Below are 20,971 nucleotides of genomic sequence, written 5' to 3'. Positions count from 1 at the left end.
CAAAGTCCCTCTCTCTAGAACTTCACACTGACCCGCGCGAAATAATACCGACCGATGGTGTCGTAGGTATTCACATCGACGTTGGCGTTGGTCACGGTATTGGCGTAGTACAGGGTCGGCTGCTTGTCGGCGATATTGTCGATGCCGACATCGATACGCGTATTCAGCGGGGCGATGTTGTAACCGAACGACACGTTGTTCTGCGCCCATGCACCAACGTGACCGATCAGCGGCACCTTCTCGCCACCGATATACCGCGTGGTCCAATTGGCCGAGAACGAGCCGTACGTCCAGCCCAGCGTACTGAGGCCGCGCCAGCGGGCGATGTTGCCGAACTGCGAATCGAACGTACCCGCCGCATGATCCACCGCCGTCGTGGTCGTGCCGTCGGCGTTATGCACAGACAGCTGGTTGTCGTACTGCGCCGTGTAGGTGGCATCCAGGGCGACGCTGAACTTGCCGAACGCGGTTTCGGGCAGACGATACTTCATGCCGAAGTCCACGCCGCGCGTATCCAGACGCCCAAAGTTCTGAATGACCGTGTTGATGCGCTGGATCTTGCCGCTGCCAAACACGATGTCGTTGCAGAACGGGCTGGTCGCATTGGCCACGCAGAAGTTGACGATGCTCTGTCCGGTCGGACGGGTGATGTTGTTGAGCAGGTAGACACGCCACAGATCAGCGCTGAGCGACAGACCATCCACCCAATGCGGATCGTAGACCACGCCGAAGTCAAACGATTTGCCGATCTCCGGCAGCAACGGCGCACCGAGCACCGAGGCGCCGGCAAAGAAGGTTTGTACCTGCGTCCCGTTTTTCGACAGGAACGTCGAGGGAGCGCTGACCGGCTTGCTGTAGTTATCAAACGAGTCGGTCAGACCGGTGAACAATTCGGTCGTGTTCGGCGCACGGAACACCTTGGATACCGTACCGCGCAACATCAGGTCTTCGAGTGGCCGATATTCCAGCGCCGCTTTCCAGTTGTTGGTCGAACCGAAGGTGTTGTAGTCCGAATACCGATCACCCAGATCCAGATTCAAGCTGTGGATGAAAGGCAGCTCCTTGAGCAGTGGAACCAGCACTTCGGCATACACTTCCTTGACGTTGAAACCGCCTTGGAACGGCGTGGCGCAGGCCGAAATCTGCACGGCGCAGTTGCCACCGGTATTGGCACTGGCAACGGCGATATAGTCGACGTTGATGTTGGTATAGACCTTGCGATACGACCCGCCGGCGGCAAGGCTAACCGTGCCGGCAGGCAAATCGAACAGATTGCCGTTGATATTGAAGTCCGCCTCGCGCGTCGTGCTCAAGGTATTGACGAACGGACTCGCCGAATACTGCTTGAGGATCGCCGCCGTATTCGGATCGTTCTGATCAAAGATGTTGATGCATCCGCCTTTGGCCGTGCTGCCAGGAATACACGTGGCGGCGAAAGAACCGCTGGCTGCCAGATCGCCGGTGGCCAGCGATCCGCCGAACGTGGAAAGCTGGCTGTTGTGACCGTAGTTGAGGCTGGCATCCCATTGCCATGACGTATCGGCGATGCTGCCTTTCAAGCCGGCAACCACTTGATCGGTCGTGGTGGTGAAGTGTGGAACACGCGGGCCGAGCGCGGTCAGACGAATCGCCAGATCGCTGGATCCATCCACGTCGCCGGCAGCATTCTTGTAGCCGACGTTGACGCCGAACGGGTTGTAGGGTTGTCCCGCATCCATCGTGATCTGCGCGGAAAACAGATCGAGCGGCAACGGCGCCAACTGTGCTTCGGAGGTGGTCTTGTTGTGGAACACACTCATGTAGGCTTCCACACTATCACTGAGCTTGTAGTTGCCCAGCACGTAGGCGTTGGTGCGCTCTTGCGGCGTGAATATCAGGTTGATCGCCTGATAGTTGTAGGTGTCGGTCGCATCGCTGAAGCAGCGATAGTGCGCCGGAATCCCACCCGGGCCGCCAGCGGCGCCGGGAACAAACGTGCCGCCCGGGCCACCGCCGGCCGTGGACGAGGGACAATTGGCGAATTGCGGTGCCGAGATGAATCCGGAAGCGGATGCTGCCGAGCCGCCCTGCAATACCGGATAACCGCCGCCGGGCAGCGGATGTTTGGTATCCAGGGTGAGCGAGTATTTACCGTAGTCGCGGCTGCCGGAAAGGATGCCATCGAACTTGTTGTAATCGATGCCACCGACGATGCTGCCCTTGTCCGAGGTCTGGCCGAAGGTCAGGTTGAATGCCTTGCGTTCGCCGTCGTCGTGATCGGACAGTCCGTAGCTGGCGCTGAACTCGGCGCCCTGATAGTTCGAGCGCATGATGAAGTTGACCACGCCGCCGATCGCATCAGAGCCGTATACCGCCGAGGCGCCGTCGGTCAGCACTTCGATACGTTCGACCAGGTTGCTTGGAATGATATTGATATCGGCGTTGACCACACGATGACCGTTGACCAGGATCAAGGTGCGGTTGGTGCCCAGGCCACGCAATGAAACAAACGAGCCGCCGGAGCCGCCGCCGTTGTTCATGGCCGGCGTAGCGGCGTTACCGGAAATACTGGGCAATTCCTGCACCAGATCGCCGACGGTGAGCTTGCCGCTTTTTTCGATCGCGGCGCGATCCACGGTGAGCACCGGGCTGGCGGTTTCCACATCGACGCGGCGGATGCGTGATCCCGTGACTTCGATCGTTTCGAGCTTTTGTGACGTGGACGCGTTCCCCGCATCCTGCGCGAGTACGCTCACCGGCAGACCGGTGAGTAATGCGGGGACAGCGAGCAAGGCTCCGTAATTACGACCCGAGCGCAAGGCGTGGCGGATCGATTGCGAAAGCGTGTGAGTGAGCATTTTGGCCTCTCCAAATAGGTTTTGTTCCGGACTGCCCGGCTGGAGAAATTTAGCTGATGTAAATTATTTGTGAGTTGCAAATATAACCACTCGCTGTATCTGAAATCACTATTGTAATTAGTTTAACGGCAGAAGGTTCTATTTGTTCGTGTCAATGGTTATTTTTCTTGCCTAACGAGCTTATCTTTCATAAATAATTGCCGCACCCCCCAACGGGTAAATTTGGACTAGTCGCAATAAATCCAGGCGCAGCGAGTCGCTACCTCGCTGCGCTTTTTTAACATTAATTAATATTGAATATAAATTCAAATATGGCGGCCCTGGCGACAAGGCCTGCGCATACAATATTCTGCGGGCTTGAGCCGGATTGATGCGGCTAGTACGCGCAGAATGTGCTGCCCAGAACTAGGCTTTTTGTTGCGCTGATGTGCAGCCCGCAGGATCACGCTGGGCCTTGGCCAGCAGCTCAGCCGGTTTTTCGCAGGGCAATACGAAAAGACGATGCGGTCGTTCCCGAGTAGATTTTGAAAGCACGCGCAAAACTCGTTCTATTTTCGAAACCGCTGAGTCTTGATACTTCACTGAAACCCATATTGGTATCACGAATCAGGCTTCTTGCAAGCTCGACTCGAGTGCGCAATACGCTTGAATAAGGAGTCTCGCCGAATATTCGGCCATATAATCGAATCAATTGGTTCGCTGAATAATTTGTCAGCACCCCGAGCCTTGATATATCGATATTTTTTGAAGGACTGGTTTGAATTAGGTGCCGCGCACGTTGCAGACGCAAAAAAATCTGCCGCCTGCGTGCCTCGGATGATCCCGGGCAGCGTTGCAGCATCAGTGAAAAATGTTCCTGCATCTGCACCATCAACTGACCGAAATGCTCAGCCGCCGATTTGCCTGGCAACTCTGAACTGCTCAGCGTGCGACGCACCATCTGTAGCAGCGTCAGGCGCAATCCGACCGGCTTTGCATCATTGGCCGGAAACACCACCGGCAAAACGCTGCCATCTTTCGAGGACATCGACATGAGTTGGCACCAGACCGAATGTTTAGCCAGCACGCCAATACAGACACCATGCACCGGCGCACTGATTTCATGCGGATAATCCAGATCAGAGGTGTAGACATTTCCGCGCTTGATGAAAAAACGCGAACCCAGTGCTTCAGCCCAGATACCCGAACTCAAAGGGCACCACAAGCCAACCATGCCAGCGGGAACCGAGACACGCGAATAAGCTTCGCACAGCAAGACATGAATGCCTTCATCCCCCTGGCGCTGCATCGCATCCGACGCTGATGACAGCAGAGAAAAAGTTCTGCCTGATGCGATGCGTGCGGCTTTGACTTCAATCACGGTGCCCCCGGTCTGCAAGGATATGCGCTACTTCCCGAGAAGGCAGCGACGCATGAATGCGTTTGCCTGGCTTCACAGAACCTCCAGTTGAGCGGTTGAACTGGAGCGCCGAATCGCATAAGAATTTTGCGAACCGCCGCGCTGTTTGGTCGACAATTTATACGAAAGATATCGTATGTTGAGGGTTTTCGTTTGTCAACGATGAGTTTCGTACGAACATGATCGTCGAACAAAATGAAGCGGAAATCATGCGGTGATCGCAGTCATTTCATAGCACGAGTTGATAGCGAAACAGCACCACCAATAGTGAGTGTGCCGATCTGCACGTATGCAGCCGTATCCGGGCCGTGATTACGAATGGCGATGGCCATGCTGCCGCTTTGACCGAGCGTGAGACCGACGAATTGCGGCGACTCGCGGAAAACTTCGAGCCGTGCTTCGGCATGTGCTGCGAGGACGGACAAAAACATCAGCAACCCGACAATTGCTTTCAAACTGAATTTGCGCAATCGCGAGATGTTCGATGTTTGTATCGCCGCGGGTTGGCTGTGCCGGAGAGCAAAATGCGTCACATCGAATTCCATTTGGATATTCTTGAAGAGCTTGAAAGATACTACAAACCATCTGCTCGAAATGCGCATGAATCTATGCATCTTCGGCGCAGATGCTGATCGAATGTACGTCCATGATCAATCACTCGGATGTGCTTTGATTCGTTGCTCTTTCGTCATGTTTCACAGCGCCGGCGGCTTCTGGCGGTGTAGCCAGCCAGTGCAACGTTACCGCCGCCTCAAATGTGGCTGCGGCACAATGCTGACGTTGTTTCATTCCTCCGCGACAAGTTTTTATGGCTATTCGCTCGCGTTTTCCTGCCAGTGACGAGGATTGATTATTTACCAAGCGCAAGACGCAATTGACGTCGACAAGTGTGTGCGATGTGATGACGCAAGCATCGCAGCGCACGCACTTGTCCGCACCGAATCGGCACGATTGTCGACTGAAATCGACCGCTTAGCGCAAGCCGCGGCTCGCATAAAACAGCAAGCCCGCCAGCGTCAGCGAGACCCAGTAATCGGCCGGAACGGCGCCCCACCAATGCGGATGCCACGGGACAAATTCCGGACTGAAATGCGCGATGCCGTAGGCCGGATTAAAAACGAACCAGAGAAAATCCTCGGCGATCCAAAACAGCAGCGTGCAGCCGAGCACACGGGCTTCCGCACGCCAACTCCAGCTGCCTGCAAACACCAGCGGAAAATGCAGGAACAACGCCACGCACGGAAAAATCCACGCGTGATAACCGGTCATCGCACGTCCGCCCCAGAAAATATCCAGCAGCCAATGATGCTCAATTCGCCAGGTCGGCAAATTGGCCGCCCATCCGGCGGCGCCCTCGATCTGGATTTCGACGTTGGCGAAAAAAAAAGCCAGCAGCAAGACCCAGCCGATGGTCAATGGCAAACGAATTTGCTGGAATATTTTCGATGTCATTTCGAGTCACGCGCCGCCAGTGCTGACAACACAATGCGCAATACATTCGCCGCCGCATCCGGACGTCCCAGCGCTGCCGCCTTGTCGCGCATGAGTTGCAAACGCCGCGGCTCGGCGAGCAACATCTGGATGCGAAATTCCAGCCCGAGCGTATCGACCGCTTTCATCGCTGCGCCCTGCTCCAACAGATAATCGGCATTGCGTTCTTCCTGTCCGGGAATCGGCGAATGCACGATCATCGGCACACCCATCGCGAGGCATTCCGATGACGTGAGTCCGCCGGGTTTGGTGATCACAAGATCGGCGCAGGCCATCAGGCGTTCGACGTGATGGGTGAAACCTTGTGCAAAAAGACGCCCCGGATGTTGCGCCGCCAGCTTCTGCAATTTGCCGAGCACCGCGACGTTTTTCCCGGCGAGCACGACGAGCTGAAAATCCTTGGCCGCGGTCATCAAACGCTCAGCCACCTGATCAAGCTGGCCGACGCCGGCACCGCCGCCCATCAATAGAAATGTCGGTCGCGCCGGATCGATGCCGAACTCGCGCGCGCATTCCTCGCGCGACAGCGGCTGAGCGAATGCGGGCATGATCGGGATGCCGGTGACGTGGATCGTCGCGGGCGCAATCGCCGCGGCGCGCATGCGAAAAGCGACTTCGTCATTCGCGGCAAAATAACCCGCCATGTGCGGCATCACCCACATTTTATGCAGATCGAAATCGGTGACTTGCACCCACACCGGCGCATGCAGCCGGGCTTGTTTTATCTCGTGCTGCAGAATCTCCGCCGGCAGAAAATGCGTACAGATGATTGCGTCCGGCGCAAATGCGTCGATTGCCCTGAGCAGCGCCTTGGTGTTCAAACGTTCGATGCCACGCCGCATCTTTTGCAGCGTCGCATCGGGCTCGGCCTCGGAGGTCATGCGATACAACATGCCCCACAATGCCGGATGTTTTTCGACCAGCTTGATGTAGGCGTTGGTGTAGAGCTTGCGGAACGCGCTCGATACGAAATTCATCACATCGAGATGCAAGGCATGCACATCGCCATGCGCGACTTCGGCATGACTGCGCAGCGCTTCAGCCGCGCGCATGTGACCGGCGCCCGCGGACACGCTCAACACCAATATTTTTTTCTTGTGCATGGGTTTGCCTTGATGTTTACGCGCCTGATATGCCGCTGCGCGAACTCGGCAAGCGAACGCGATAGCGCATCGGCGTATCTCTGAAAAAACGCAGGTTAACTACTATTCGACGATATCGCGAGCACGGGATTTTCGACGTCGCCTGAAGTTGCAAATGCGCCAGACGACAACAACAGAATTACTCGGAGAACGCATCCAACTGCAATGCATGACGCAGCGGATCGAGCAGTGATCCGTAGCGCTTGGCACGCGCGGTATCACGGCGCAGCGGCTCGCGCACCTGGGCCGCGCTCGGCGTGAGTACTTCGCGTTGCGTCTTGTGAAACTCCAGGCACGCCGGCTCGAACGGCAAGTCGCAGAATACAAGCAGTTCGCGAATTTTCGATTCGGGGTAGGCGACCAGATCTTCGTACACATTTTCATGCACGTGACTCTGCGCCGCCTGTCGCCAATAGCGTACGGCACGATCGAAGTCGCGCCAGAAGGCCGCGAGATCAGCAAACGTGCGTGTGTATTCGTGCGCGGAAAAATTCTGCCGATAACAGCCCAGACAGGTTTCCAGCGGATCGCGCCGGACGTAGATTATTTTTGCCGCCGGCAACATCGCGCGGATCGCGCCGATGTAGAGCCAGTTGTTCGGCAACTTGTCAGTAAAGCGTGCGCGCTGTTGTTGCCAGTGCGCGGTGCGTTCGAGGTAACGCTGGCCGAGATGTTGCCAATCGTGCGGCTGCATCTGCGGCACCCACAATGGAAACGGCTGCTGCCGACGTCGCGATTCTTCATTCAATACCGCAGGCAGATCCGGCAATTCGCCAGCGCCCTCAACCTGCGAATGCGAGGCAAGAATCTGCTCCACCAAGGTCGAACCGGAGCGCGGCATGCTGACGATGAAGATCACCTGCTCGCCCAAGGCCGCTGGCACAGCCGGCTGCGGCGGGTGCGGCGGGTGCGGCGGCTGCGAAAACGTTTGCAGGATCGCATCGAGTTGTGCCGAATGTGCTGCCGCACTCCATATTCGGCGATTGCGCGCACGTGCATTGGCGTTCGCAATTTCGCGTAACGAATCGGCCAGCCGGTCGTGCTGTTCGAGCGCATGTGCCAGCGCAAATCCGAGCGCGATCAAATCGTCGTCACTGGCATCGCGATGTTGCATTGCGCGTTGCATCTGCTCGATTTCGGCATCGCTGAATTTCACCGTTTTCAGATCGGCTAATCCCCACCATGCGGGGCCGGTAAAGGGACGCATCGCGATCACACGACGAAACTCAGCGGCGGCATCGTCCATTCGATTACTGGCGCGCAGCATTTCCGCCAGCATCACGCGCGCCGAGGTGTGGCTGGGCGCCAATACAACGGCTTGGCGCAGCGCGGCCACGGCTTCTTCGCTACGCGCGCAACGCATCAGTACCAGACCGAGGTTGAACCACGCGATGGCCAGCGCCGGATCGAGTTCGCACGCGCGGCGCAGGCTGGCGATCGCGGCATCGTTATCGTTGTTGTCGCTGAGCACGCCGCCGAGAGTGTTGTAATACAAGGCATCGAGCGGACGTAGCGACACCGCGCGCTGCATGGTCGCGACCGCATCCGCGAGCTGGCCACGCATTTGCAGAATCGCAGCCAGCAGCCGCAGTATTTCAGGATGATGCGGAAACACCGCCAGCGCGCCCTGAATGTGGCGTTCGGCATCGTTGATGCGGCCGAGTTCGAGCGCATTTGCCGTAGCGATCACCTGCTGGATGGCGTACGGAGTCAAACCCTGCAAGCGTGTGGCGGCCTGCGATTTTTGCTTGACGGGCATGCCGGAATCTCATCGCGGGAAAAGGATTCGGCCATTGTATCAGGCACAAAAAACCGCGCGGCTCGCACCGCGCGGCTGGCTTGGACGTTGCTCCTGGAGAAACAACGCTGCTCCGCAAAAAGACCCTTTATTAGAACTTCACGCTCACCCGCGCGAAATAATACCGACCAATAGTGTCATAAGTATTTACGTCGACGTTGGCGTTGGTAACGTTGTTGGTGTAATACAACGTGGGCTGCTTGTCGGCGATATTGTCGATGCCGACATCGATCCGCGTATTCAGCGGCGCGATGTTGTAACCGAAGGTCACGTTATTTTGCGTCCATGCGCCCACATGCCCGATCAGCGGCACTTTTTCACCGCCAATGTAGCGCGCGGTCCAGCCAGCGGAGAACGAACCGTAGCTCCAGTTCAGGCTGCCCAAGCCGCGCCAGCGCGCGATATTGCCGAACTGCGCGTCGAACGTGCCGGCGGCATGATCAGCCACGGTGGTGCTGGTTCCATCCGCATTTTTCACCGTCAACTGGTTGTCGTACTGCGCAGTGTAGGTCGTATCCAGCGACACGCTGAACTTGCCGAATGCGGTTTCCGGCAAGCGGTATTTCATGCCGAAATCCACGCCGCGCGTATCGAGTCGGCCGAAGTTCTGGATAACCGTATTGATTTGCGAAATCTGGCCACCGGCAAAGGTGATGTTGCCGCAGAACGGACTGGTGAGATTGGCCGCGCAGAAGTTGACAATGCTCTGCCCGGTCGGACGCGTGATGTTGTTCGCCAGATAAACCCGCCAAAGATCGGCGCTGACGGAAAGCCCATCGAGCCAGTGCGGATCGTAGACCACGCCGAAGTCGAACGACTTGCCGATTTCCGGCAGCAATGGTTTGCCTAGCACGGAGGCGCCAGCGAAGAACGTCTGCACCTGACTATTATTCTTCGACTTGAACATCGAGCTCGAACCCACCGGCTTCGAATAATTGTCGAACGAATCGGTCAATCCGGTGAAAAGTTCAGTAGTGTTCGGCGCGCGGAAAACTTTAGATACGGTGCCACGCAGCAACAGGTCTTCGAGCGGGCGATATTCGAGAGCGGCCTTCCAATTGCTGGTCGAGCCGAAGGTATTGTAATCCGAATAGCGATCGCCGAGATCGAGATTCAAGGTATGGATGAACGGCATATCCTTGAGCAACGGAACCAGAACTTCGGCATACACCTCCTTGACGCTGAAGCCACCCTGGAACGGCGTGCCGCACGCCGAAATCTGCACCGCGCAATTACCCGTGGCCGGATCGGCCTTGGCGATGTAATCGACGTTAATATTGGTGTACACCTTGCGATACGAACCGCCCGCGGCGAGGCTGACCGTGCCCGCTGGCAGATCGAACAGATTGCCGTTGATATTGAACTCGGCCTGGCGGAAGGTGTTCAACGTATTAGTGAATGGCGCCGCCGAATATTGCTTGAGAATCTTCGCGGTGTTTGGATCATTCTGGTCGAAAATATTGATGCAGCCACCCTTGGCCGTGCTATTCGGAATGCAGCTCGCCGAGAACGATCCGCTGTTGGCCAGATCGCCCGACGCCAGCGAACCGAAAAACGTATTGAGAACACTCTGATGACCGTAGTTGAGATTCGCATCCCACTGCCATGAGGTATCGGCGAGGCTACCTTTGAAGCCCGTGATCACCTGATCGGTTACCTGAGTGAAATGGGTGATCCGGGGACCGAGCGCTGACAAGCGAATCGCCAGATCCTGCGAGCCATCACTCTTCTGCCCATCGTCGCCAAGATAGCCCAGGCGCGTACCGAATGGGTTGTAGGGCTGGCCGGCATCAAGCGTGATCTGTGCGGAAAAAAGATCCAGCGGCAGCGGCGCGAGCTGTGCTTCCGATGTGGTCTTGTTGTGGAACACGCTCATATAGGCTTCTACGCTATCGCTGAGTTTATAGTTGCCCAGCACGTAGGCATTGGTGCGCTCTTGCGGCGTGAATATCAGATTGATCGCTTGGTAGTTATAGGTATCACCTTCACTGGTGGACGTGCCACTCTGGAAGCAGCGAAAGTGCGCGGGAATGCCGCCGGCTGCTGCCGCGGATTTGTCGAAGGTGCCGCCGGCGCTGTCGCAACCGGAAAATTGCGGCGCAGAAATGAATCCGGATGGCGAAGCAACGGAGCCGCCCTTGGTCACGGGGAAACCGCCATCTGCCTGCTGTTTCTTGCCGAGGGTCAAAGCGAACTTACCGTAGTCGCGGTTACCGGAAAGGATGCCATCGAACTTGTTGTAATCGATGCCACCGACGATGCTGCCCTTGTCCGAGGTTTGGCCGAAGGTGAGGTTGAATGCCTTGCGTTCGCCGTCGTCCTTGTCCGAAATGCCGTAGCTGGTCGTTAATTCTGCGCCCTGATAATTCGAGCGCATGATGAAGTTGACCACACCACCGATCGCATCCGAACCATATACAGCGGATGCGCCATCGGTCAGCACTTCGATGCGTTCGACCAGGTTGCTTGGAATAACATTGATGTCGGCGTTGACCACACGATGACCGTTGACCAAGATCAAGGTACGGTTGGTGCCCAGCCCGCGTAGCGACACAAACGAGCCGCCCGTGCCGCCGCCGTTGTTCATGGCCGGCGTGGCGGCGTTACCGGAAATACTGGGCAATTCCTGCACCAGATCGCCGACGGTGAGCTTGCCGCTTTTTTCGATCGCGGCGCGATCCACGGTGAGCACCGGGCTGGCGGTTTCCACATCGACGCGGCGGATGCGTGATCCCGTGACTTCGATCGTTTCGAGTTTTTGTGATGTGGACGCGTTGCCCGCATCCTGCGCGAGAACGCTGACCGGCAGACCGGTAAGTAACGCGGGGACAGCGAGCAAGGCTCCGTAATGGCGACCCGAGCGCAGGGCTTGGCGGATCGATTGCGAAAGCGTGTGAGTGAGCATTTTGGCCTCTCCAAATAGGTTTTGTTCCGGACTTCCCGGCCCGAGAAATTTAGCCCATGTAAATTATTTGTGAGGTACAAATATCGTCCGCGCATGATGCATAAATCGCGAAAATTTGTCGCTTATATTATATTCAAATAAAAGATTGTTTTTTTATCATATGCGGCACATTTATTTTGCCATCAACAGTTTCATATATAGATAATAACCACACCCTCCAACGGGGTGACTTTTGGACTAGTCGCAATAACCGGCATGCAGCGAGCCGCTACCTCGCTGCATGCTATTTTTCAAAAAATATCCGGGTTGCTGATAAGTGCAGAGAAAATTACAGATGCGAACGACAGATGCCAGCATCATAATAAAATGATCTAGGTACAGTAGCTTGCAGGCCGATTCCGAAACAACAGATTGACAAGTTCGCGTTGAACTGTTGTTGCTCAGGCGCGCCGGGCAGCGTAACGGAATGACGAAGCAGTGCTGCCGGAGTGAATCTTGAAAGCACGTGCAAAACTGGTTCGATTTTCAAAACCGCTGGCGCGGGATATTTCGCTGATATCCATATTGGTTTCGGATATCAAGCGGCGAGCAAATTCTATTCGCGTTCGCACCAAACTAAAATAAGGAGTTTCACCAAAAACACGATTGAACAACTTGATCAGTTGATTCGGAGAATAGTTGGCCAGAATTGCCAGCGTCGAGATATCGACATCCTTGGCCGGGCTGGTCTGGATCAGATGGCGAACACGTTGCAGACGCGAAAAAATCTGCCGTTTGCGTGCCGCTGATGAACCAGGACAACGCTGGATAAAAGGCGAGAAATGCTGCTGCATTTGCAACATCACCTGACCAAATCGATCACCCATCAATCTTTCCAACGTATCTCCAGATCGCAACGCACTACGTGTCAAACGCAATAACGCCAGACGCATGCTCACAGGCATAGATTGGCTGGCTGGAAATACCGCCGGCAACTGACTTATCTCACCGGAATACATCGCCATGAATTTTGCCCATACCGCATGCCGGGCCAGAATCGCTATGCTCGCGCCGTGCATCGGCATGCTCACCTCATGCGCGTATTCCGCATCGGAGGTGTAGCCATTGCCCTTCTTGACGAAGGTTCGTGAGCCCAGCGCTTCAATCCAGATACCAGCACTCAGCGGACACCAGAGCCCCACTACTCCCGCAGGTACGGCCACACGCGAGTAGCGATCGCACAGCAACACTTGCATGCCGGTATTCCAATCGCTCTGGAGCCCATCGCCAGCTTGGGCGAGAGTGACGTAGCGACCCGGAGGAATGCGCGCGGCTTTGACTTCGATCACGACTGTCTCTGAAAAAATGAAGGGCACGCTTCGTCGGATTCGGGGCGATCGACGACGCTTCACTTAATCTAGTCGTTCGATTGGACTCGAACCAGATCCATTCTGTGCAAAAGTTGCATACCATTCGACATGCAGGCTAGTTCAAAACGTTGCCAATACCTTGGCCAATTGACTCGCCGCAAGATGAATTCGATCGGCGGAGAACGCCGAGAAACCAAGCACCAAGCCGCCTTGCGCGATGGGTTCCATCGCAAACTGCGATAATGAAAAAGTTTCCACACCCTGCTTGTGCGCCGCCGAGGCCACGGCGCGATCGGAAACATGCGGAGGCAACCACGCCACAGCATCCAGCCCGGTGGGTACGACGACCAGATTTGCCAGTCCATTGAAATGCAGTTTTGCCGCATCCATGAGCGCATCCCGACGCTCGGCGTAGGCCGCGCGCACATGCCGGATATGTCGATCAAGATGTCCTTCAGCAAGAAAGCGCGCAGCCGCATGTTGCAGCAGCGTCGGCGTAAATCCATCGGTAACGCGACGGATGCAACGAAACGGTTCAACCAGATTTTTTGGCAATACGACATACGCCAGCCGCGCCGCCGGGAACAGGGTTTTGCTGAATGTGCCGATGTACATCACGCGCGCATGTTTGCTCAGGCTGTAGAGCGCGGCGAGCGGCGGACCTTCAAACACAAACTCACTGTCGTAGTCATCCTCGACGATCAGCGCATCGCTGGATTGCGCCCACGCCAGCAGCGCCAAACGACGCTCCAGACTCATCGTGTAGCCGGTCGGAAATTGATGCGAGGGCGCGACGTAGGCCAGCTTTGCGTTCGGTGCGCGCTGCATGCCACGCACAACGTCGAGACCATCCTTATCCACCGGGACCGGAACAATATTGGCACCCGCCGCGAACAACGCGCGACGTGCGCCGAAATAACCCGGGTCTTCCAGCCAGACCTCGTCACCCTGCTCCAGAAATAGACGCGCGATCAGGTAAAAGGCCTGCTGTGAACTGGACACGATCGCCACCTGCTCGCCCTCGCAGACTATCGAACGCGTGCGATAAAGGCGTTCCGCAATCAATTGTCGCAACTTTGGCAGGCCGAGCGAATCGCTCACATCCAAAGCATCGGGTTTTGCTTCAAGACATGCCATGCGCATTGCCCTGCCCCACAACTCCAACGGAGCAAGTTCGAGCGCGGGTGTGCCGGGCCGAAACGGCAATAGTGGCATGATGCCGCGCGGACTGGTTTGAATGACTTGCTGCGCCATTTTCGACAGACGCGCAGGCGCCACGTTTTCGACCGCAGGAGCGGTCTTGTCGATCTGGATTTCGCTCACTCGAGTACCGTCACCAACGCGGCTGGTCAGGTAACCTTCGGCTACCAGTCGCTCGAACGCGGATACGATGCCAGTGCGCGATACTCCGAGTTGTGTAGCGAGGTCACGCGTGGAAGGTAAACGCACTCCGACCGGAATTTCGCCATTCAAAAGCGAAGTACGCAACGACAAATAAATCTGCGTTGCAATTGGCAAACCGGATTGACGCACAAATGTGATGGGCCGCAACAACATGCTGACGTTCTTCTGCTCTCGAATTCTTCAATCATCGCGCAAAAGCAGGGCTGGCCCAAACTTCAGGTGATATTTAGTTGCACTGAAGGAATCAGGCTTGTGCTTCGGCGCGCACCAGATATTGCAGGCTGAACTGCTGCTCCGCATCCATCCAGATACTTTTCACGCGCAGGCCGGCACGCGCGGCGAGCCGCGCGAAATCGTCGAGCGAATATTTGCAGCTGTATTCGACCAACATCGCTTCATCGGCGGCAAACTTGAACAGTCGATCGGCGATGTGCACCGTCTGCGCACAGCGGCTGACGATATGTGTTTCGATTCGTCCGGCCATGCAGTTGTAGCGGGCGCGATGATTGAACTGTGCGAGATCGAAATCCGCACCAAGTTCACGATTGAAGCGCGCGAGCATGTTGAGGGTAAATGCCGCAGTCACGCCTGCCGCATCGTTGTACGCGGCTTCGATGATTGCGCTGTCTTTTTTCAGATCGATGCCGATCAGTGCGGCGCCGTGTTCGCCCATTTCATCGCGCATCTTGCTCAGCAGCGCGAGCGCTTCGTGGGCCTCCAAATTGCCGAGGGTCGAGCCGGGGAAATAGATCACGCGCCGCTGCGGCGGCTTTGCACTGCGTGGCGGGATGATGCGCTGGGTGAAATCCGCACAGAGCGGCAGCATTTCGATCTGCGGAAATGTTTCGCCCAGACGCGCGACACTTTCCAGCAACGCCGCCTGCGAAATTTCGACCGGCACGTAGGCCGCAGGCTCCACCAATTGCGCGAGCAGCAATTGCGTTTTCAGGCCGCTGCCGCTGCCGTATTCAATCAGCAAGACCGATGGCCCGAGCACCGCGGCAATCGCGGCGGAGTGTTCGCGCATGATCGCAAGCTCGGCGCCGGTCAGGTAGTACTCCGGCTGCACGCAGATCGCTTCGAACAGCGCAGAACCCTCGGCATCGTAGAAATATTTCGATGACAATCGCTTCGGTGTGCGCTGCAAACCTTCGCGCACATCGGCCAGCATCGCAGCGTGATCCGATGGCGGCATGCCGTGTCCAGGCAGATGACGGGCAGGAACTATCATGCATCTCTCCCGAGGCGAAAACCCATGAACTGCCAACGATCGGCGGGGTAGAAAAAATTACGGTAGGTCGCGCGAATATGGTCGGCCGGCGTGACGCACGAACCGCCGCGCAGCACCCATTGACCGCACATGAATTTGCCGTTGTATTCGCCGAGCGCGCCAGACATCGGCCGATAGCTCGGATAATTCACGTACGGACTGGACGTCCATTCCCAGACATCACCGAACATCTGCCGCGGCGCATCGGCGTGGTCTGGCGCATCCGCACAAGGCTGCGGCTGCAGATAACCGCTGTCGAGAAAATTGCCGACCGGCGCATGCTGTGCCGCAGCCGCGGTTTCCCACTCCGCTTCCGTCGGCAGCCGCGCACCGGCCCAGCGCGCGAATGCATCGGCCTCAAAAAAACTCACATGGCAAACCGGCGCGTGCGGATTCAACGCAATACGTCCGCCGAGCGTGAACGAACTCTGCAAATCGTCCGACCAATATAACGGTCGTTGCCAGCTCTGCGCCTGCACGGTCGCCCAGCCTTCGGCCATCCACAAGGTCGGCGTGCGATATCCGCCTGCGCGGATGAAGTCGGCGAACTCGGTATTGGTTATCGGCCGATCGGCGATGGCGTGGGATTGCAGCAAGCTGCGATGGCGCGGGCCTTCATTGTCGAATGCAAATTCATCACCTGCGTGGCCGATCTCGACGATGCGTTCATCGCCATGTATCCAGCGCGAAGGCTGTGCAGCTCCGTCGCGTGGCGCGAGTGCTACACGAAATGCCGGCTCGAGCGGATTAAGCGAAAACGCATGTTTGATATCGGTCAGCAACAGCTCCTGATGTTGCTGCTCGTGATTCAATCCCAGCAGTACAAGTTGCCGCAACTCGACATCCGCCTCGCTCGTCTGCAGCAGTGTTTGCATTTGCTCGTCAATGCGCTGGCGATACTCAAGAATTTCGTCGAAGGTCGGCCGCGTCAGCAAGCCGCGCTGGGTACGCGCATGCATCGGCCCGATCGACTGATAATACGAGTTGAACAGGAACAGCCAGTCGGCATGCAACGACGTGTAGCGCGGATTTCGGCTCAACACGAATTGCTCGAAGAACCATGTGGTATGCGCGAGATGCCACTTGGTCGGGCTGGTCTCGGGCATCGATTGCACCACGGTATCTTCGGCGCGCAGCGTGGTGCACAGGGCGCGGGTAGTGGCGCGAATACGTCGATAGCGCGATGCCAGCGTTTCAGCGTGCGCAGCGGCAAAAACATTCGTCAGCGGAACGGTCATGGTCGGCATACGCGAATCTGATTTTGTGGATCGGGATCAAGCTAGAAAGAGTGGTGTCGAATGAACTGAAACCAACTCGCCAAGTTGGACAATTTTGCATCACGCACATTCTCGCAACTGGCGATCAAGCAAAACGTACAAGCGCACATGAAAACCGCGAAGCCCAAGTGAACAGCGCTGCGATACAAGCCAGCTCGTTTATTCAATCCGACAGCGCCGCAAGCCCGGACTGAATCTTCTTGCTAAGTTTCGCGCGCACCAGTGCATACGATTGCCGCACATGCGTCGCGAGCACGGCGTCGCCGAATCGCTGCGGCTCTACCACCGATATCCAGAACGCACGTGCAATGTACGGTGCAGGCATCATGCCAGGCTGATCGCTGAGTTCGAGAAAACGCTCGGGCTCGACCTTGAACGACAATCGACCGCGATCAGGCCCGTGCAGACACAACATCACGAACATCTTGCTGGCGACGCTGAACACCAGATCATCGTCCCATTTGATACTGCGGGTGACGCCCGGCCAATCGGCGCAGAGTTTTTCCAGGGCGCTGGCATCCATCAATGAATCGTCCCGGCAATTTGCAGGATGGCACGGATAATTTCGTGCGCGATGCGCGTGGTTTTCATGCGAAGGTTCCCCAAATTGGCGGCGGCATCAGGGTACCGCCGCCTGGCCGCTGTCGATATCGTAACCCGGTTGACGATAATGAGCCGCACATCGCGTCAAGCTGAACGCCGACTAGCGGAATTAGATAGCCTGCTCCAACCATTTGCGCCACGCTGTGCACATGAAAAACTCAACGCCCTCCGCAATACAGGCGCGTATCATGGCTCATGTCCCAGGCAGCAAGCGTCCACCGCCGCGCGCACGTCACAGTGCGCCCGTGCCGCCGACTGCACACCATTCTCCACGCGTGCGTAGCCGCAAGATCATCACCAAGGACGGCAGGCCGTTGTTGCTACGCGCGATCCGCGCGAGCGATGTCGCGGCACTGCAGCGTGGGTTCAATCGACTCACACCGGATGAAGTGCGCTCGCGTTTTTTGCATCCGATCACCGGGCTCAGCGACGAGTATGCCCTGCACTTGTGCGATGTCGATGCGGATTACGCTGTGGTGCTGGTGCTGATCGATCCAGAAGGCACGCCCGAGCAGGAAATCCGCGCGGTCGCACGTGCGCACATCGACCCCGCCACCTTGAGTGCGGAATTCGCGCTGATCGTGCAAAAGCAGTTCAGTGGTCAGGGCCTCGGCGATCTGCTGATGCGCCGCTTGATCGCGGAATGCCGCAAGCATGGCGCGGTCGAGCTGTGGGGCGATGTGCTGGTCGACAACGGCGCGATGCTGGAGCTGTGCGAATTTCTCGGTTTCACGCGTCATTCGCAAGCGCATGACGATCCAGGACTGATGCGCGTCACCATCGCGATTTGATCGTGTCTGGCGCAGACGCTCACAAGAGCGATGCCATCGCCATTGCTGCGTGGACTTAACGGCATGGGCAGAAAACGCTAGCATCGGCGCTTATCCACAATGAGCTCTGCGCGCCATGACCGCACCCGACATGACTGTATCCGACGAAAGCAACTCGCGCTTTCGAGTGGTCAACGACTGGCAAAACCTGAGCCCTGAAAACGGCGACTTGATTCTTGCCTTCTGGCGTCGCGAGGGTGCGATCAAGGACGCAGAAAAAGCATCGGCGCGGCTGCAGGAGGTTGTCGCCCATGCCTGCGATGAGTCCGGCCAGATCGTCGCGGTGTGCACGGCGTACGCGTCGACGTTGCCGCGCTTCGGCCAGCCGATGTATCACTACCGTTGTTTCGTCGGCGAGGCGTGGCGAACCACACGACTGGTATCGATCATGCTCCGCGCCGCGCAGCGCGGCCTGGGAAGTTACGCGCGGTCTAACGATTTCCCGTGTATCGGGATTCTGATCGAACTCGAAAACCCGCGTTTTCTCGATGTGCACGACGCCAAGGTCAGCAAATTCCGCACGCCGATCTGGCAGCGCAGCGGTTTCATCTATGTCGGCAAGAGCGCGCGCGGCTTGGATTTGCGCGTGTATTACTTCACCGGTGCGCAGTTGAAACAGGATCTGCGAAAAACGCCAACGAAACTAGAAGCATCGACAACTGCCGTGAATTCTTGAATCAACTTGAAGCATTTGCTTGGGGGATCCTGCTCGCAACCGGGCAGTTCTTTACGAACCTTTGCAAACATATCTCCCGGGAGTCCGCGGAAAGTTGGGTATGATCCAGTGTCGTTCATGAGGTTTGTTGGCGTTCAGCGCATGTTGCGTAGACACATTCCTGAACAGGTGTTAACTTTGGGGATAGGCAGCCATGCTCAGCATGGCAGCTTTCGCTTGCATCAGTTCGGAATTTCAGCTGCGGGGAATGAGCAATACCTTCACCAGCGCTGACAAGCAAACATACAAATTCCAAGATTTCAGCTAACAGGGGGCAAGCATGAATAAACACTCTTCGCATCATTCGCGGTCAGTGCGCCTGACACCACTCGCCGCCTGTTTGGCGATCGCGATCGCCGCTGGCTCTGCCGGTAGCGCATTTGCCGCAGAATCGCAGCTGCAAGACCCCGGGCATTCGACCCCATCAAGAATTATTCTGCGGCACTTTTTGCATCACAAGGATGGCAACGCCAAGATCCTGCATCATGGCACCAAGTTTGCCGCCAACCTGAAATCAAAAATCAGCAAAGGTCGCGCGGCTTTTTTTGCCCTGCACGCGGTTCCGCATGCGATACGCCCAGCAACCACGGTTGGAATAACGAGCTGTCTTGACGACGGTTCCACCGGCACCTTGCGCGATGTCATCACCAATGCGGTAACAGGTGATGTAATTGATTTGAGCACCTCCGGTTGCAGTACGATCACCCTGCTGACCGGCGTGATTGTGACCGCCGTTGACGACCTGACGATCAAGGGTTCGGGTCCAGCCAACCTCAAGATCGATGGCAATGCCAATGATTCGATCATCAATCATTTTGGTTACGGCACGCTCACGATCCAGGACATCACGCTGACCAACGCGTCGTACGGCGGCTACTTCGCCACGGGTGGCGCGGTGTTCTCCTCTGGCAATGTAGCTGTGAACAACAGCGTGCTGTCGAACAACTACGATTACGGTGGTTATGCCAGCGGCGGCGCGGTATGGGCTGCAGCCAATCTCACCATTTCCAACAGCGTGATCTCCGGCAATCAGGTCGTCAGCAACAAGTACGACGGTACAGCTGGGGGCGCGTATGGTGCTACTGGCTTGACCATCACCAACAGCACGATTTCCGGCAATAGCGCCGCTGGTGCTCCTTACGATAGTTATTACGCGGGATACGGCAAGGGCGGCGGCATTATGAGTGTGGTTGCGGCCACAATCAGCGGTTCGACCATCTCCGGCAATACCGCCGATTACGGCGGCGGCGCGGCTTTCCTGCAAGGCGCCACCATTTCTGCGGATCCGGCGGTAGTCACCAACAGCACCATTTCCGGCAACACCGCAAATGGTCTTGGCGGTGCGGCACTCGCCGGATTTACGCTGACCATGCAAAACAGCACGGTCGCATTCAATGATGCGAAATATGTCGGCGCTGGTGGTTTGTATCTGGTCGATGCAACGCAATTGCAAAGCACGATCGTATCGAACAACACCGGCTACGCGGGTAACGGCTACGACCCGAATATTGCCGGCGCGGATACCGCCACGATCAGCGGTGCCAACAACCTGATCTTGAGTTCCGGTCTTGCGACGCCGGCAGGCACAATCACGGTCGATCCAAACTTGCAGGCGTTGGCTGACAATAGTGGTGTCGCGACGCAATTACACACGCAAACTCATGCACTGATTGCTGGCAGTAGCGCACTCAATGTCGGCAACAACACCGCAGGCCTCGCCTTCGATCAACGCGGTACAACCTTTGCGCGCAGCTCCGGCACCGGTCCCGATATTGGCGCGTTTGAACTCCAAGTACCGCGCGTAGCTGCCGTGGTTGTGCCAGTCCCAACCCTGTCGACTTGGGCAATGGGATTGATGGTGGGATTGTTTGGATTACTCGGCTGGCGTCGACAAAAAACATCACCGGCATCGCGAACACGACGCTGAAATATCGCCTGAGCGTTTTTAATC

General features: G+C 56.8%; 15 protein-coding genes. 3 read left to right on the top strand and 12 right to left on the bottom strand.

Features of this window, described 5'->3' with window-relative positions; all coding sequences use genetic code 11:
- Positions 1-14: 14 nt before the first annotated feature.
- The 12 genes from ELE36_RS06940 to ELE36_RS06885 form a co-directional block, all read right to left on the bottom strand.
- Complete coding sequence (locus tag ELE36_RS06940; protein WP_129832381.1) at positions 15-2,837, bottom strand: TonB-dependent receptor plug domain-containing protein; 2,823 nt, start codon at positions 2,835-2,837, stop codon at positions 15-17.
- Positions 2,838-3,303: 466 nt separating this feature from the next.
- Positions 3,304-4,197, bottom strand: a complete 894-nt coding sequence (locus ELE36_RS06935; protein ID WP_129832380.1) for a helix-turn-helix transcriptional regulator — start codon at positions 4,195-4,197, stop codon at positions 3,304-3,306.
- A gap of 263 nt (positions 4,198-4,460) precedes the next feature.
- Positions 4,461-4,781, bottom strand: a complete 321-nt coding sequence (locus ELE36_RS06930; RefSeq protein WP_129832379.1) for a hypothetical protein — start codon at positions 4,779-4,781, stop codon at positions 4,461-4,463.
- Between the two features lie 427 nt (positions 4,782-5,208).
- Positions 5,209-5,688: a hypothetical protein gene (locus tag ELE36_RS06925; RefSeq protein ID WP_129832378.1), complete on the bottom strand. Its 480-nt coding sequence runs from the start codon at positions 5,686-5,688 to the stop codon at positions 5,209-5,211.
- The gene (locus ELE36_RS06920) at positions 5,685-6,830 is read right to left on the bottom strand and encodes an MGDG synthase family glycosyltransferase (protein WP_129832377.1); all 1,146 of its coding nucleotides are present in this window, start codon (positions 6,828-6,830) and stop codon (positions 5,685-5,687) included. Before ELE36_RS06920 ends, ELE36_RS06925 begins: the two co-directional genes overlap by 4 nt.
- A gap of 178 nt (positions 6,831-7,008) precedes the next feature.
- Positions 7,009-8,628, bottom strand: a complete 1,620-nt coding sequence (locus tag ELE36_RS06915) for a tetratricopeptide repeat-containing sulfotransferase family protein (protein WP_129832376.1) — start codon at positions 8,626-8,628, stop codon at positions 7,009-7,011.
- Between the two features lie 130 nt (positions 8,629-8,758).
- The gene (locus tag ELE36_RS06910; protein ID WP_129832375.1) at positions 8,759-11,572 is read right to left on the bottom strand and encodes a TonB-dependent receptor domain-containing protein; all 2,814 of its coding nucleotides are present in this window, start codon (positions 11,570-11,572) and stop codon (positions 8,759-8,761) included.
- 440 nt (positions 11,573-12,012) lie between these two features.
- Positions 12,013-12,900, bottom strand: coding sequence for a helix-turn-helix domain-containing protein (locus ELE36_RS06905; RefSeq protein ID WP_129832374.1), 888 nt, complete (start codon positions 12,898-12,900; stop codon positions 12,013-12,015).
- 141 nt (positions 12,901-13,041) lie between these two features.
- Positions 13,042-14,478: a MocR-like pyridoxine biosynthesis transcription factor PdxR gene (gene pdxR, locus ELE36_RS06900; protein WP_129832373.1), complete on the bottom strand. Its 1,437-nt coding sequence runs from the start codon at positions 14,476-14,478 to the stop codon at positions 13,042-13,044.
- A gap of 91 nt (positions 14,479-14,569) precedes the next feature.
- Positions 14,570-15,556 (bottom strand): L-histidine N(alpha)-methyltransferase, encoded by a 987-nt coding sequence (egtD, locus tag ELE36_RS06895; protein ID WP_129832372.1) that lies wholly within the window; start codon positions 15,554-15,556, stop codon positions 14,570-14,572.
- A complete protein-coding gene (gene egtB / locus ELE36_RS06890) occupies positions 15,553-16,842 on the bottom strand; it encodes an ergothioneine biosynthesis protein EgtB (protein ID WP_242512379.1) in 1,290 nt (429 codons plus the stop codon). Before egtB ends, egtD begins: the two co-directional genes overlap by 4 nt.
- Before the next feature lie 193 nt (positions 16,843-17,035).
- Complete coding sequence (locus ELE36_RS06885; protein WP_129832371.1) at positions 17,036-17,395, bottom strand: MmcQ/YjbR family DNA-binding protein; 360 nt, start codon at positions 17,393-17,395, stop codon at positions 17,036-17,038.
- A gap of 268 nt (positions 17,396-17,663) precedes the next feature.
- Between ELE36_RS06885 and ELE36_RS06880 the strand changes: the two genes are divergently transcribed.
- The 3 genes from ELE36_RS06880 (at position 17,664) to ELE36_RS06870 (ending at position 20,947) form a co-directional block, all read left to right on the top strand.
- The gene (locus ELE36_RS06880; RefSeq protein ID WP_165371515.1) at positions 17,664-18,266 is read left to right on the top strand and encodes a GNAT family N-acetyltransferase; all 603 of its coding nucleotides are present in this window, start codon (positions 17,664-17,666) and stop codon (positions 18,264-18,266) included.
- Between the two features lie 130 nt (positions 18,267-18,396).
- Positions 18,397-18,981: a hypothetical protein gene (locus tag ELE36_RS06875; RefSeq protein WP_129832369.1), complete on the top strand. Its 585-nt coding sequence runs from the start codon at positions 18,397-18,399 to the stop codon at positions 18,979-18,981.
- A 319-nt stretch (positions 18,982-19,300) separates the two neighbouring features.
- Positions 19,301-20,947, top strand: a complete 1,647-nt coding sequence (locus ELE36_RS06870) for an IPTL-CTERM sorting domain-containing protein (RefSeq protein WP_129832368.1) — start codon at positions 19,301-19,303, stop codon at positions 20,945-20,947.
- Positions 20,948-20,971 lie beyond the last annotated feature (24 nt).

The sequence above is a fragment of the Pseudolysobacter antarcticus genome, from assembly GCF_004168365.1.
Taxonomy (GTDB): Bacteria; Pseudomonadota; Gammaproteobacteria; order Xanthomonadales; family Rhodanobacteraceae; genus Pseudolysobacter; species Pseudolysobacter antarcticus.
The sequence above is the reverse complement of the archived record's forward strand: the minus strand, read 5'-3'. Positions and strand labels throughout refer to the sequence as shown.